Here is a 14,560-nt window from a genome sequence, read left to right on the forward strand (position 1 = left end):
CTTCTCTTACCCCGCACGGGCCGGTATCGCCGCGCCGATCATAGGTGTGCCGCTCGTCATCGCCGCGAGCTACATTTCGAGCCATGCCCGCCACCTCGCTCCGCCGCCTTGCCGCGCTCGCCCTGTGCGCCGCGGCCGCATGGATTTCGGGCTGCGCGAGCCTGCCGCCACCGCCGCCCGACAAGCCGCCGACGCTGGCCTTCACCGACGTGACGCAGACCGAGCTGGGCCAGCTCGCCTACAAGGACGCGCCCGGCGGCAGCGAAACCCCGCTGTCGGGCTTCCGGCTGCTGCCCGAGGCGGCCTTCGCCTTCGACGCGCGCATCTCGCTGGCGCGCCACGCCGAGAAGTCGCTCGACGTCCAGTACTACCTGATCCAGAACGACGACGTCGGCCTGCTGTTCCTCAAGGAGTTGCGCGAGGCGGCCGCGCGCGGCGTGCGCGTGCGCCTGCTGGTCGACGACCTCTACACCGGCGGCGCCGACGAGGTCTTCAGCACCTTCTCGGCCTTCCCGAACGTGGAGGTGCGGCTGTTCAACCCGCTGCCCTCGCGCTCGAGCTCGCTGGCCACGCGGCTGGCGCTGTCGATCACCGACTTCGGCCGCATCAACCACCGCATGCACAACAAGCTGCTGATCGCCGACAACAGCTTCGCGGTCTCGGGCGGGCGCAACATCGCCAACGAGTACTTCATGCGCAGCACCGCGGCGAACTTCATCGACATGGACGTGATCTCGTGCGGCCCGGTGGTGCGCAAGATGTCCGACGGCTTCGACCGCTACTGGAACAGCCCGCACGTGCGCCCGATCGAGAACATCGCGCCGCTGGCGATGACGCCCGAGGCGGCGCAGCGCCGCTTCGACGAGATCGCGCGCACCGCGGTGCCCGACGTGCCGATCCGCCCGCGCGACATCCTCGACAAGTCGCCGGTGGGCGAGCAGCTGATCACCGGCAAGCTCGACCGCTACTGGGCGCCGTTCACGCTGTTCGTGGACGACCCCGAGAAGATCACGCGCAAGCCCGAGCTGGCCTACCGCGGCAGCGTGACCGAGGGCGCGCTCGGCGTCATCGATTCGGCGCAGCACGACGTGAAGATCGCCTCGCCGTATTTCATCCCGGGCGCGCGCGGCATGGCGCAGATGAAGAAGAACGTGGCCTCCGGCGTGCGCATCACGGTGATCACCAATTCGCTGGGCGCCACCGACGAACCGCTGGCCTACGCGGGCTACGAGCGCTACCGCGCCGACATGCTGAAGATCGGCGTCAACATCTTCGAGATCGCGCCGCTGCTCAGCGGGCGCTCGGGCCAGTTCGGCGACTTCGGCAAGACCATCAGCCGGCTGCACGCCAAGCTCGCGATCGTGGACGAGGAGCGCTTCTTCGTCGGCTCGATGAACCTCGACCACCGCTCGGCCGCGGTCAACACCGAGATGGGGCTGGTGATCGACAGCCCCGACATGGTCAACGACTACGAGCGGCTGATGCGCACCACTGCGCGCGTGAACATCGGCTACCGCCTGCGGCTGGGGCCCGACGGCCGCCGCGTGCAGTGGCTCGAGTACGACGACGCGGGCGGCGACATCGTCCACGAGGACGAGCCCGGCGAGTTCATCTGGCTGCGCTTCAAGAACTGGCTGCTGCTGCCGATCGTGGGCGAAGAGCTGCTCTGACACGCCGCGGCGGGCAGGGCGGCCGGCCTGTCATTCCGGTGCGAACGGTGTGAGTTACATTTCTGGCAAAAGTGTGAAGTTTTGTCACCAAGACATCGCCAGGATGTCGCCAGGGAGCCCCGAACCATGACCGTCGCGACGCCGCGCGTGCCGCCATCCCCCGTCCTGCCCACCAGCCGCCGCCGGGCCCTGGGCCGTATCGCGGCCACGGCCTTCGCCGCGAGCCTGGGCCTGCCGGCTTTCGCGCAGAACCGGCCGCTGCGCATCGGCGCGACCTTCGACAACAGCAGCGTGGAGAAGGTCAACGGCCAGGGGCTGTTCCAGGGCTCCTCGGCCTTCTTCGCGGCGATGAACCGCGCGGGCGGCTTCAACGGCACCAGGGTCGAGCTCGTGATGGCCGACGACCAGTTCAAGCCCGAACTGGCCAAGGCCAATGCGCTGGCCTTCGAGAAGGACGCTTCGGTGCTCGCGCTGCTGCATCCGCTGGGCACGCGCCCGTCCTCGGAGGTGATGGACGCGGTGCCGGGCATGGCGGTGGTGGGGCCGCTGACCGGCACCCTCGCGCTGCGCAAGAAGAACGCGCCCAACACCTTCTGGGTGCGCGTCAACTACGCGCAGGAGATCGAGAAGCTGGTGAGCACGGCCCGGGTGCTGGGCCAGGACCGCATCGGCCTCGTGCATTCCGACGACCCGCTGGGCCAGTCGCTGCTGGCGGCCTTCAAGGCCTCGCTCGCGAAGGCGAAGCTCGAGCCGGCCGTGGTCGTGACCACGCCCAACACCACCAGCATGGAGGTCGGCCCGGCCGCCACGGCCATCGCCCAGGCGAAGCCGCAGGTGGTGATCGTCGGCCTCGCGGGCACGGCGCCGGTGTTCCTCAAGGCGCTGCGCGAGGCGGGCGGCAACAGCTCGGCCTACGGGCTGTCGATCACGGCGAGTTCTCTCGGCGCGCTCGGCGAGCTGTCGCGCGGGCTGGGCTTCACGATCGTGGTGCCGTCGCCGAACGCGACCAAGTTCGAGATCGTGCGCCGCTACCAGGCCGACATGGTCGCCAACGGCACGCGCGAGTTCTCGCTCGCGAGCCTCGAGGGCTACGTGAATGCCGCCGTGCTGGCCGAGGGCATGCGCCGCGCCGGGCCGTCGCTGAATCGCGCCTCGGTGCTGCAGGGGCTCGAGCGCATCGAGGGCTTCGACCTCGGCGGCCTGAAGCTGAACTACGGCCGCGCGAACCGCGAAGGCGGGAATTTCGTGGACGTGGCGGTGATCGGAAGCCGCGGCCAGATGCTGAGCTGAGCGGGGCTTTTCTGGACGAGCGGCAGGCAGAATCCCCGGTTGCGGGATGCGCCATGGTGTCTTGGCAGGGTAATAATTAGGTTTTAGTCCGCGCTGCCCCGCTTGTCCCGCCTCTTCTTTCGAAAGCTTCACGGATGGACCTGACCGACGCGACCGATGCCGCTCCCGTCGACGACCTCGACGCCACCTTCGACCTGGCGCCGGTCTCGCTCTGGATCGAGGACTACAGCGCGCTGCGGCGCATGCTCGACGGCTGGCGCGCGCAGGGCGTGACCGACCTCGTCGCCTTCCTGGCCGAGGACCCGCAGCGGGTGCGCGACTGCATGGCCTCGCTGAAGGTGCTGCGCGTGAACCGCCACACGCTCGAGCTGTTCGCGGCCGAGAGCCAGGCGCAGTTGCTCGGGTCGCTCGACAGCGTGTTCCGCGGCGACATGTCGGCCACCGTGGTGCACGAGCTCGACCAGCTCTGGCGCGGCCAGATGCGCTTCGAGAGCGAGACCGTGAACTACGCGCTCGACGGCCGCCGGCTCGACGTGCGGGTGCGCGCGCGCGTGCTGCCGGGCCACGAAGCGCACTGGGACCGCGTGCTGGTCGCGCTCGACGACGTGACCGAGCGCGTGGCGGCCCAGCGCCGGCAGGCCGAGAGCGAGCGCTATGCGCGCAGCCTGTTCGACCACTCGCCGGTGTCGCTGTGGGTGGAGGATTTCAGCGCGGTGCGCGGCCTGCTCGACAACCTGCGCGCGCGCGGCATCACCGACTTCGCCACCTTCCTCAAGGTGCATCCCGAGTTCGTGACCCGCTGCATGCAGGAGATCCGCGTCATCGACGTGAACCACGAGACCCTGCGCATGTTCGGCGCGCCCGACCTGCGCACCCTGCTGGGCAGCCTGTCGCGCATCTTCCGCGACGAGATGCGCGAATCGTTCGCCGAGCAGCTCAACGACCTGTGGAACCACAAGACGCTGCAGCAGCGCGAGGTGATCAACTATTCGCTCTCGGGCGAGCTGCTCAACATCCACATGCAGTTCGCGGTGCAGGAAGACCGGCTCGACAGCTGGGACCTGGTGCTGGTCTCGCTGGTCGACATCACCGCGCGCAAGAAGGCCGAGGCCTACCTCGAGTACCTGGGCAAGCACGACGTGCTCACGCAGCTGTGCAACCGCACCTTCTACACCGAGGAGCTCAACCGCCTGGCGCGCAAGGGGCCGTGGCCGGTGTCGATCGTGGCGATCGACCTCAACGGCCTGAAGCAGCTCAACGACCAGGAAGGCCACGCCGCCGGCGACACCATGCTGCGCCGCATGGGCGAGGTGCTCGACAAGGCGGTCGACACGCCGTCCTGGCCCGCGCGCATCGGCGGCGACGAGTTCGCGGTGCTGATGCCGCAGACCGACGAGCGCGGCGCCGAGGCGATGCGCGAGCGCATCCTCGCGCTGCTGGAGCTCAACAACCAGTTCCATGCCGGCCAGAGCGGCCATGCGCTGAGCCTGGCGATCGGGCTGGCGACCTGCCACGTGGGCGATTCGCTCGAGGCCGCGCTGCAGCGCGCCGACCGCGCGATGTACGCGGACAAGGCACAGCACTACAAGGACAGCGCGCACGAGCGCCGCGGCGCCTGAGCCCCGGGGTGGAACTTCAGACTGCTTGGTAATTCGGCACGCGCGCCGTATGCCGGATGACGCGCGAGACTAGAATTTCGGCATGACCGTTTCGACCGCCAAGCCTTCCTTCAAGGCGCAGATGCTGGCTGCGCGGGAAGAGGCCATCGTGCAGACCGCCAACCGGCTGCTGGCGCAGAAGGGTTTCGAGTCGATGACGGTCGACGAGGTCGCGGCCGCGGTGGGCATCGCCAAGGCCAGCCTCTACAAGCATTTCCCGAGCAAGGAAGACCTGGCGGCCGCCGCGATGGTGCGGCTGATGCAGCGCACGCTCGACATGCTCGCGGCGCTGCCGGCCGAGGAGCCGCCGATCGGCAAGCTGCGCGCCACGGTGCGCTGGGCGCTCGAGCTGCAGCTCGCGGGCGAGATGCCCACGCTGCCGCACCAGAACTCCAGCCTGCGCGCGACCCTGCTGGGCAACCGCGGCTACATCGACCGGCTGGTGACCATCAGCGACACCCTCGGCGGCTGGATCCAGGCGGCCCAGGCCGACGGCTCGATGAATCCCAAGCTGCCCGCGATCGGCGTGCTCTACACGCTCTATGCGCGCGGCTGCGATCCGGTGCTGGGTTTTCTCCAGGGCGGCGGGCAGCACAGCGACGCGCAGATCGTCGAACTCGTGCTCTCGACCTGCTTCGACGGGCTGGCCGCGCGCTGAAGCGCGGTGCTGGCTAGAGCCAGTTGCCGGTGCCTTGCGGCATCTGGATCGTGGTGGCCGGATCGCTGCCGCCGACGAAGGCGCCGATCAGGATGCTGAGGATCGAGACGAACAGGCTCGCGAACAGCGCGGTCCAGAAGCCCGAGACCCGGAAGCCGCGCACCAGCGCCGCCACCAGCAGGATCATCAGCGCGTTGATCACCAGCAGGAACAGGCCGAAGGTCACCAGCGTGAGCGGCAGGGTCAGCACGATCAGCAGCGGCTTCACGACCGCGTTCGCCAGGCCCAGCAGCAGCGCCGAGATGATCAGCGCGCCGGTGCTCTCGAAGCTCAGCCCCTTGAAGATGCGGCTGGCGACCCAGAGCGAAAGCGCGGTGATGGCCCAGTGGATGAGGAAGGGTGCGAGGTTGTCGAGCATGCGCGGGCGGTAAGAGGCCGAAGGGCGGTGGTTGGAGGAGTGCGGGCCATCATATCGGCGGCATCGCGGCGGCTTGTCGGACTCAGCGGATCTCGATCAGCAGCTCGGGCCGGAAGCCCTCCTGCTCGCCCTTGCTGCGGTAGCCCAGCGGATTGGCGACCACGCGGCAGCCGTCCTTCACGTAGTCGAAGGCGCAGTGCAGGTGGCCGTGCAGCCAGAGGCTGGCCTGCGGCAGCAGCTCGTCGAGCGAATTGCAGAAGCCCGCGGTGCCGGGCGTGAGCCCGTAGCGCGGGTCGGCGCTGGCCAGCGAAGGCGCGAAATGGGTGATGGCGACCGTGGTGCCGTCGAAAGGCCGGGCCAGCGCTTCGCGCAGCCAGGCCTGGCATGTGAGCCCTTGCTCTCGAAGTTCGGCCGACAGGAAGGGCACGCCATTGCGCCGCGAGGACATCTTCTCGAGATAGAAGTCGGCCGCGCGCATCGCCTTGCCGCGCTTCTTGAGCGCTTCGGCGAGGCCGTCGGTGGGCGTCACGAGGGCGTCGAAATCGGCCCACAGCGTGGTGCCGATGAAGCGGATGCCCTCGATCACCAGGGTTTCGCGCTCGAGCCAGAGGATGCCGAGCTCCTCGCACAGCGCGCGCAGCCGAACGTGGGTCTCGTCGAAATCGAGGTTGTCGTACTCGTGGTTGCCCGGCACGTAGATCACCGGCGTCGGCCAGCCCTTCTTGGGCGAGAAGCGGCCGAGGCCGAAGTCGGGCTCCTCCAGGCGCGAGCCCTCCTGGTAGGAGCCCACGTCGCCCGCGAGCACCAGCAGGTCGGCGCCCGGCACGGGCTCGGCGTGGAAGCGCGGGTGGGACTCGAGATGCAGGTCCGAGAGCAGCTGCAGTTTCATCAGGGTTTCTATCTAGGTGGATCAGCCTATGCGTATCACGCATAGATGTGGCATTTTTTAACTAGGGTTAACCCCTAATCTATGGGGCATCAACCACTGCAGCGCAGCCAAGAGCCGCGCACCATCATGTTCAGCCTCATTGCCCAAGTGGCACGTTTCTTCCGTTCCTCCGCCAATTCTGCGCCGGCCAGCCACGCCGCGGCGCTGATGGAAAGCGCCGATGTGCGCGCGGGCCTCGACGCCCACCACGCGCAGGAACTGCGCGGCGCGGCAGCCGCCTGGCTGCGCGTCGTTCGCTGACCCGCGAGCGATTCCAACCGCCGGGCGTTTCAGCCCGGCACCTGCTGCCCGAGTATCGAGCCCGCGAAAGCGGCCGCCGCCGAGCGCAGCAGCGATTGCCGCAGCCATTCGTGCGAATGGGCGTGCTGGGCGCGCCGGTGCCAGATGGCATCCACGTGCACCGGCGGCTGGTCGAAGGGCAGGTCGCGCAGCACCAGCTGGTCGCCGATGCCCGTGACCGTCACGAAATGGCGCGGCAGCACGGTCAGCAGATCGGTGGTCGCGACCACCTGGCCGGCCGTGAAGAACTGGTTCACCGTGACCACGATGCGCCGCTCGCGCCCGAGCGCGCCCAGCGTCTGGTCGATGAAGCCATAGGGCCGGCCCGAGAAACTCACCAGCAGGTGCCGCGCGGCGCAGTAGTCGTCGAGCGTGAGCGGCCGTTCGGCCAGCGGATGGCCGCGGCGCATCACGCACACGTACTGGCCCAGGTACAGCCGCTGGGTCTCGAAGGGCACGCCCACGCCCGACTGGCCGCGCGCCGCCAGGCTCGCGATCACGGCCGGGAAGTAGCCGATCGCCATGTCGACCTCCTCGTGCTCGAGCATGCGGCGCGGGTCGCGCGTGGTCAGCGGCAGCACCCGCATCGAAATGCCCGGCGCCTCGGTCTCGGCGATCCGCACCAGGCCCGGCATCAGCTCGGCCGCGGTGGCATCGGCCATCGCCAGCAGGAAGGTGGTGTCGGCGGTGCCGGCATCGAACTCGCCCGGCGCCAGCGTGTGCTGCAGCTGGCGCAGCGCGTCGCGCACCGTGGGCCACAGCGCCAGCGCGCGCGGCGTGGGCTCCACGCCGGCACCGGCGCGGCGCACCAGCTCGTCGCCCAGCACCTCGCGCAGCCGCCGGAGGGCGTTGCTCACGGCCGGCTGCGTGATCGACAGGTTGCGCGCGGCGCGCGTGAGGTTGCGTTCCGCCATCACCTCGTCGAAGACGCGAAGCAGGTTGAGGTCAAGTGTGCGGAAATTGACATCCATCAGTCTTGTGAATGATAAACATCAGAAAGATAAAGTGGAAACTTACCAGGGCAAACCCTAATATCGAGGCATCGGAAATAGAAACACGCCTTGGAGGGCACCATGACCAGCTTCATTCACGTCGACCAACCCACCGTCCACCCCGGCGTCCAACGCGCCGAAGTCCTGTTCGGACACCTGAAGGCCGCACGCGGCGGCAACAGCGCCCGTCCGCTGATCCTGCTGTTGATCGTCGCCATCGTCTCGGCGGTGCTCGTGGTGGCCGACACCATCGTCGCCCACTGGGACGAAGGCGCGCTGCTCGCGGCCTGGGCCCTGGTCTGCGCCGGTGCCTTCGCGGTCATCGCCCTGTTCGCCGGCTCGCTGGCCAACGGTGCCAACAAGCTGGGCGCGCTCTGGCTCGCCGCCGCACAGCGCCGCGCTTCGGCCCGTGCCGACGCCCGCTTCCTCGACACCGCGCAAAGCGACCCGCGCGTGATGGCCGAACTGCAAGCCGCCGTCTGGCGCCAGCAGTCCGAAGGCACGGCGAGCGTGGCCGACGTGGCCAGGATCGACGCGCTGGCCGGTGCCGCCGCCCGTACGCAAGCGGCCCGCATGCCCACGCTGTACGAAGCGATGCGCCGCATGAACAGCTCGCGCTACTACTGATCGGAGCGGGCGATCGCGCCCACGAAAAAGCCGCCCTCGGGCGGCTTTTTTGCGTCTGGAACGCCCCTCGCGGGGCGCTTTGACATCAGGCCGCGAGGCGCTGCTCGATCGCCGCCTTGGTCGCGGGCAGTTCCTTCGGCAGGTGATGGGCCAGTTGCTCGAACAGCTCGTCGTGCAGCTTGAGTTCGGCCTGCCAGGCGGCCTTGTCGATGCTGGTGACGGTGGCGAACTGCTCGGCGCTGAAGTCCAGGCCGGTCCAGTTGAGGTCCTCGTAGCGCGGGCTCACGCCGGTGATGTGGTCGACGCCGTCGGCCTTGCCTTCGATGCGGTCGATCATCCACTTGAGCACGCGCATGTTCTCGCCGTAGCCGGGCCAGACGAACTTGCCGTCGGCGCCCTTGCGGAACCAGTTGGTGGTGTAGATGCGCGGCAGCGTGGCGCCCGAGGCCTGCAGCTTCTTGCCCAGGTCGAGCCAGTGCTGGAAGTAGTCGCTCATGTTGTAGCCCATGAACGGCAGCATCGCGAACGGATCGCGGCGCACCACGCCCTGCTGGCCGGCGGCCGCGGCGGTGGTTTCCGAGCCCATGGTTGCGGCCATGTAGACACCCTCGACCCAGTTGCGGGCCTCGGTCACCAGCGGCACGGTGGTCGAGCGGCGGCCGCCGAAGATGAAGGCGTCGATCTTCACGCCCTTCGGATCGTCCCAGGCGTCGTCGAGCGCGGGGTTGTTGGTGGCGGCCACGGTGAAGCGCGCGTTCGGATGGGCGGCCTTGGCGCCGGTTTCCTTGGCGATCTGCGGCGTCCAGTCCTTGCCCTGCCAGTCGATGCAATGCGCGGGCGCGTCGCCCATGCCTTCCCACCAGACGTCGCCGTCGTCGGTCAGCGCCACGTTCGTGAAGATCACGTCGCGGTCGAGGCTGGCCATGCAGTTCGGATTGGTCAGGTCGTTGGTGCCCGGAGCCACGCCGAAATAGCCGGCTTCGGGGTTGATGGCGCGCAGGGTGCCGTCGGCCTGGGGCTTGATCCAGGCGATGTCGTCGCCGATGGTCGTGACCTTCCAGCCGTCGAAGCCGGCCGGCGGGATCAGCATCGCGAAGTTGGTCTTGCCGCAGGCGCTCGGGAAGGCGGCGGCCACGTGGTGCTTCTTGCCCGCGGGGCTGGTCACGCCCAGGATCAGCATGTGCTCGGCGAGCCAGCCTTCGTCGCGGCCCATGTTCGAGGCGATGCGCAGCGCGAAGCACTTCTTGCCCAGCAGCGCGTTGCCGCCGTAGCCCGAGCCGAAGCTCCAGATCTCGCGCGTCTCGGGGTAGTGGACGATGTACTTGGTCTTGTTGCAGGGCCAGGCGACGTCCTTCTGGCCGGCCTCGAGCGGCGCGCCAACGGTGTGCACGCAAGGCACGAACTCGCCGTCGGCGCCCAGCACCTCGTACACGGCCTTGCCCATGCGGGTCATGATCTTCATGTTGACCGCGACGTAGGGGCTGTCCGACAGCTCGATGCCGATGTGCGCGATCGGCGAGCCCAGCGGGCCCATGCTGAAGGGCACGACGTACATCGTGCGGCCCTTCATGCAGCCGTCAAAAAGAGGCTGCAGAGTGGCACGCATCTCGGCCGGGGCCATCCAGTTGTTGGTGGGGCCGGCGTCTTCCTTGTTGGCGGAGCAGATGTAGGTGCGGTCCTCGACGCGCGCCACGTCGCTCGGGTCGGACGAGGCGAGGAACGAGTTCGGGCGCTTGGCGGGATTGAGCTTCTGGAAGGTGCCGGCGTCCACCAGCTGCTGGCAGAGGCGGTCGTACTCTTCGTTGCTGCCGTCGCACCAGTAGATGGATTCGGGTTTGCACAGCGCGGCCATCTCGGCCACCCAGGCAATCAGCTTGGCGTTCTTGACGTAGGCGGGCGCCTGAATGCCAAGGCCCTTCGTCGTGGGTGCGTTCATCGGAAATCTCCTAAGTTGAAAAATCGTCTTTCCGAACGGTGCGCCACGCCGCGGGGGGCGTGGAGGTCCGTTTGAGAAAACGTTTCGGCTCGGGAGAGGAGGATGCGTCAGCGCGGGCCGCACGACCCGCGGACGAAAGCGCAAATGCCTGTCAGGCCAGGAAGACGGCGATCGATGCCAGCAGCAGCATCAGCACGCCGCCGGCGATCGGCAGCACGAGCGGCATCAGGTGAACGATCGACTCGACCGTGTCTTGCTCGGCGGCGGCGCCGTGTGCGGGCTCGACAGGAGTGGGGTGGGACATCGGAAATACCTCTGATACTTTGAATGACACGAACTGATGGCATTTTACCGGTGGGGTGCAGGCCCGCGGTCTAGGGGGTTGCCAGACCCCTGGAACCAGACGTAACCGGCCGAGCCGGCCCGGCCTGGCTCAGTGCTGCTCCTGCGCCTCGAAGCCCGCCGTGGCCAGCGCTTCCAGCACGCTGGCCAGGTGTTCGCGGCCGCGGGTCTGCAGCACCAGCTCGATGTCGACGTTCTGCGCCGCCAGCATGGTGAAGGCGCGCTGGTGGTGGACCTCGTCGACGTTAGCGCCCGCTTCGGCCACGGTGGCCGTGATCTGGGCCAGCGAGCCCGGCACGTCGCGCGCGCTGACACGCACCCGCGCGAGCCGGCCGGCGCGCACCATGCCGCGCTCGATGATGGCCGCGAGCAGCAGCGGATCGATGTTGCCGCCCGACAGCACCAGGCCCACGCGCTTGCCCTTGAAGCGTTCGGGGTGCCGGATCAGCGCGGCCAGCCCGGCGGCGCCCGCGCCTTCCACCAGCGTCTTCTCGATCTCGAGCAGCATCAGCACGCCCTGCTCGATGTCGCCTTCGTCCACCAGCACCAGGTCGTCGACATGGCGCGCGATGATCTCGCGCGTCAGCACGCCCGGCGTGCCGACGGCGATGCCCTCGGCGATGGTGCTCTTGCCCTGCGGATGCTGCGTGCCCTGGACCGCGTTGACCATGGCCGGGAAGCGCGTGGTCTGCACGCCCACGATCTCGATGCCGGGCTTGAGCGCGCGCGCGGCCACGGCCATGCCCGCGATCAGGCCGCCGCCGCCGACCGACACCACCAGGGTGTCGAGCTCGGGCTCGGCCGCGAGCATCTCGAGCGCCACCGTGCCCTGGCCGGCGATGATGGCCTCGTCGTCGTAGGGATGCACGAAGGCCAGGCCCTCGCGCTGCGCCAGTTCGACCGCGTGGGCGCGCGCCGCGTCGAGCGTGTCGCCGTACAGCACCACCTCGGCGCCGAAGCCGCGCGTGCGCTCGATCTTCACGCCGGGCGTGAAGCGCGGCATCACGATCAGCGCGCGCAGCCCGAGCCGCTGCGCGTGATAGGCCACACCCTGTGCATGGTTGCCGGCCGACATCGCGATCACGCCGCGGGTGCCGCTCTCCGACAGGTCGACCAGCTTGTTGCAGGCGCCGCGCTCCTTGAAGGAGGAGGTGAACTGCAGGTTCTCGAACTTGAGGAACACCTGCGCGCCCACGATCTCCGACAGCGTGCGCGATTCCACGCAGGGCGTGTCGAGCACCTGTCCCGCGAGGCGTGCCGCGGCGCGGCGTATTTCTTCGATTTCGACCATGGCGCGCATTGTGGACGGAATCGGACACCAGGGTTTTTACCCTTTCGGCGTCTTCCCGAAGCCAAAAGTCTGCGTTATGGTCTGGCCGGTAATTCCCCTCTCTGGAGGTTCGTCCGATGGTCAAGCGTGCGGGTGTCGATGTAGTGGCTGCTGCGGTTCGCGGGCAGGCATTGCCGTCGCCCGGTCTCAAGGAAGCACCGGTGCTCGAGCTCATGTGCTCGCACTTCGTGCTCACGCTCGCCGCCAAGCAGGGGCCGCGCTTCAACGTGCGGCGCGACATCAACGGCCTGCTCTCGCTGACCGGCCGCCACCTGGTGTGGCCGGCCGCGGTGCTGCAGCGGCTGCGCGAATTCCTCGGCCGCCGCTGCGCGGGCAACGAGGCCTGGAAGGGCATCGAGAACCTCGACGGCCGCACGCTGCTCGAGCGCCATGGCGTCTGGCGCGGCCCGTACGAGGAAGGCACGCTGTTCTTCTACCTCGACGAGTACGCGAAGGACCAGCCCAAGGACCTGCTGTCGGTGCTGGCCGTCACGCGCGACTGGCTCACGCATGCGCTGCGCAAGCAGTCCACGCTGGTCGAGAAGAACATCGATGCGCTCGCGGGCCTGCTGCAGCTCAACAAGGCCGAGCGCGCGCTGCTGCTGTACGGCACGCTCGCGCGTTACCAGCGCGACCTGCGCTCGCTGCTGGTCGAGTTCAAGGTCAACAACGCGCCCGAGGCCTATGCCGCGATCGCCGACATCGCGGGCGTCAACGCGAGCGAGGTCGGCGAGGCGCTGCGCGCCGGCTCGCGGCTCGAGCGCATCGGGCTGGTGGAGAACCTGATCTCCGAACACAACATCACCGACCTCGCCGACCTGATGAAGGTCAGCGAGAAGCTGCCGCCGGTGCTGATGCGCGAGTACCGCGACCACAACGAGCTGATGGCCGTGTTCACGCGGCCCTCGGCCAAGAGCGCGCTGCTGCCGAACGACTTCTCCTTCGTCGACGAGGAGGTGCGCGTGCTCGTCACGCTGCTGCGCGCGGCGGTCGCGCGCAAGGAGCTCGGCGTGAACGTGCTGCTCTACGGCCCGCCCGGCACCGGCAAGACCGAGCTCGCCAAGGTGGTGGCGCAGGCCGCGGGGCTCGAGCTGTTCGAGGTCGAGTACGCCGACCGCGACGGCAATTCGCTGTCGGGCCGCGACCGCTACCGCTCGCTGCAGATCGCGCAGGTGTTCCTCAAGGGCAGCGCCCAGGCCGCGCTGCTGTTCGACGAGGTCGAGGACGTGTTCCCGCCGATCAGTACCGAGGCCGCGCAGTACATGGCGCGCGCCGAACAGATTCCCGCGCCGGCCAACGGCAGCGTCAGTGGCAAGGCCTGGGTCAACCAGATCCTCGAGGCCAACCCGGTGCCCACGCTGTGGGTCACCAACCGCATCGAACAGATCGATCCGGCGTTCCGCCGCCGCTTCGCCTACCACCTCGAGCTCAAGTCGCCGCCGCCGGGCGCGCGCGAGCAGCTCGTGAAGAAGACGCTCGAGGGCGTGACGGTGTCCGAGGCCTTCACCGCCAAGCTGGCCGAACGCAAGGGCCTGACGCCGGCGCAGATCCGCACCGCGGTGCGCTTCGCGGGCCTGGCCCGGACCGACGGCGCCTCGGTCGAGGCGCTGATCGAACGCCAGCTGCGCAATGCCGACCTTGCGCTGGGCACCAGCGACACCGGCCGCGGCGAGCGCCGCACCGTGACCACCTACGACCTCGACATGCTCAACGTCGAGACCCGTTTCGAGATTCCGCGCATCGTCGAGGCGCTGAAGGCGCGCGGCCACGGCACGCTGTGCTTCTACGGCGCGCCCGGCACCGGCAAGACCGCGCTCGCCGAGCACATCGCCAAGGCCATCGCGCGACCGCTGATCGTGCGCCAGGCCAGCGACCTCATGAGCAAGTACGTCGGCGAGACCGAGCAGAACATGGCCGCCATGTTCCGCGAGGCCGAGAGCGAGAAGGCCGTGCTGCTGCTCGACGAGGCCGACAGCTTCCTGCAGGACCGCCGCGGCGCCCAGCGCACCTACGAGGTCACCGAGGTCAACGAGATGCTGCAGGGCATGGAGCGCTTCAACGGCATCTTCGTGTGCACCACCAACCTGCTCGAGCGGCTCGACCAGGCGGCGCTGCGGCGCTTCACCTTCAAGATCAAGTTCATGCCGCTGACCGCGGCGCAGCGCGAGCGCATGTTCGTGACCGAGGCGCTCGCGGGCGACGCGTCGCTGCTCACGGGCGAGGTCCGCGCGCGGCTGGCGCAGCTTTCGCAGCTGTGTCCCGGCGATTTCGCGGCGGTGAAACGGCAGACCGATATCCTGGCGACCGAGTTCTCGGCGGCCGAATTCCTCGACCAGCTCGAGGCCGAGCACCGCATCAAGCCCGAAGTGCGCGAATCGCGCGGCATCGGCTTCGTGCAGTAGCGGCCCCGC

General features: G+C 68.7%; 13 protein-coding genes. 7 read left to right on the forward strand and 6 right to left on the reverse strand.

The genetic code is table 11. From position 1 onward, the window contains the following. Positions 1 to 83 precede the first annotated feature (83 nt). The 4 genes from AC07PU_RS14570 to AC07PU_RS14585 all read left to right on the forward strand — a co-directional run bounded on the left by AC07PU_RS14570 (position 84) and on the right by AC07PU_RS14585 (position 5,276). Positions 84 to 1,670 carry a phospholipase D family protein gene (locus AC07PU_RS14570; protein WP_296781972.1) on the forward strand — a complete coding sequence of 529 codons (1,587 nt, stop codon included), beginning with the start codon at positions 84 to 86 and terminating at the stop codon, positions 1,668 to 1,670. 126 nt (positions 1,671 to 1,796) lie between these two features. After that, positions 1,797 to 2,960, forward strand: coding sequence for an ABC transporter substrate-binding protein (locus AC07PU_RS14575; RefSeq protein ID WP_495318365.1), 1,164 nt, complete (start codon positions 1,797 to 1,799; stop codon positions 2,958 to 2,960). Positions 2,961 to 3,094: 134 nt separating this feature from the next. Beyond that, positions 3,095 to 4,579 (forward strand): sensor domain-containing diguanylate cyclase, encoded by a 1,485-nt coding sequence (locus AC07PU_RS14580; protein WP_093343828.1) that lies wholly within the window; start codon positions 3,095 to 3,097, stop codon positions 4,577 to 4,579. 82 nt (positions 4,580 to 4,661) lie between these two features. Further along, the gene (locus AC07PU_RS14585) at positions 4,662 to 5,276 is read left to right on the forward strand and encodes a TetR/AcrR family transcriptional regulator (protein WP_256222581.1); all 615 of its coding nucleotides are present in this window, start codon (positions 4,662 to 4,664) and stop codon (positions 5,274 to 5,276) included. A gap of 13 nt (positions 5,277 to 5,289) precedes the next feature. Here the strand turns inward: AC07PU_RS14585 and AC07PU_RS14590 are convergent, their stop codons facing one another. Both AC07PU_RS14590 and AC07PU_RS14595 read right to left on the reverse strand, forming a co-directional pair. After that, positions 5,290 to 5,694 (reverse strand): phage holin family protein, encoded by a 405-nt coding sequence (locus AC07PU_RS14590; protein ID WP_093343829.1) that lies wholly within the window; start codon positions 5,692 to 5,694, stop codon positions 5,290 to 5,292. 82 nt (positions 5,695 to 5,776) lie between these two features. Next, positions 5,777 to 6,583 (reverse strand): metallophosphoesterase, encoded by an 807-nt coding sequence (locus tag AC07PU_RS14595; protein ID WP_431510970.1) that lies wholly within the window; start codon positions 6,581 to 6,583, stop codon positions 5,777 to 5,779. Positions 6,584 to 6,709: 126 nt separating this feature from the next. Between AC07PU_RS14595 and AC07PU_RS14600 the strand changes: the two genes are divergently transcribed. After that, positions 6,710 to 6,883, forward strand: a complete 174-nt coding sequence (locus AC07PU_RS14600) for a hypothetical protein (protein ID WP_177239347.1) — start codon at positions 6,710 to 6,712, stop codon at positions 6,881 to 6,883. A gap of 29 nt (positions 6,884 to 6,912) precedes the next feature. Here the strand turns inward: AC07PU_RS14600 and AC07PU_RS14605 are convergent, their stop codons facing one another. Then, positions 6,913 to 7,893 (reverse strand): LysR family transcriptional regulator, encoded by a 981-nt coding sequence (locus AC07PU_RS14605; RefSeq protein WP_093343834.1) that lies wholly within the window; start codon positions 7,891 to 7,893, stop codon positions 6,913 to 6,915. Between the two features lie 102 nt (positions 7,894 to 7,995). On the opposite strand from AC07PU_RS14605, the gene AC07PU_RS14610 reads away from it, so the two are divergent. Then, positions 7,996 to 8,541 carry a hypothetical protein gene (locus AC07PU_RS14610; RefSeq protein ID WP_093344175.1) on the forward strand — a complete coding sequence of 182 codons (546 nt, stop codon included), beginning with the start codon at positions 7,996 to 7,998 and terminating at the stop codon, positions 8,539 to 8,541. 85 nt (positions 8,542 to 8,626) lie between these two features. On the opposite strand, the gene AC07PU_RS14615 is transcribed toward AC07PU_RS14610, so the two are convergent. The 3 genes from AC07PU_RS14615 to AC07PU_RS14625 form a co-directional block, all read right to left on the reverse strand. Beyond that, positions 8,627 to 10,477 (reverse strand): phosphoenolpyruvate carboxykinase (GTP), encoded by a 1,851-nt coding sequence (locus AC07PU_RS14615; RefSeq protein WP_208511002.1) that lies wholly within the window; start codon positions 10,475 to 10,477, stop codon positions 8,627 to 8,629. 151 nt (positions 10,478 to 10,628) lie between these two features. Then, positions 10,629 to 10,781 (reverse strand): hypothetical protein, encoded by a 153-nt coding sequence (locus AC07PU_RS14620; RefSeq protein WP_177239348.1) that lies wholly within the window; start codon positions 10,779 to 10,781, stop codon positions 10,629 to 10,631. A 129-nt stretch (positions 10,782 to 10,910) separates the two neighbouring features. Then, positions 10,911 to 12,110, reverse strand: coding sequence for a threonine ammonia-lyase (locus AC07PU_RS14625; RefSeq protein WP_177239349.1), 1,200 nt, complete (start codon positions 12,108 to 12,110; stop codon positions 10,911 to 10,913). Between the two features lie 116 nt (positions 12,111 to 12,226). Here AC07PU_RS14625 and AC07PU_RS14630 point away from each other — a divergent pair, with 116 nt between their 5' ends. Further along, complete coding sequence (locus AC07PU_RS14630) at positions 12,227 to 14,551, forward strand: ATP-binding protein (protein ID WP_093343839.1); 2,325 nt, start codon at positions 12,227 to 12,229, stop codon at positions 14,549 to 14,551. The last annotated feature ends 9 nt before the right edge of the window (positions 14,552 to 14,560 follow it).

The organism is Variovorax sp. GW821-FHT10D07 (assembly GCF_059415325.1).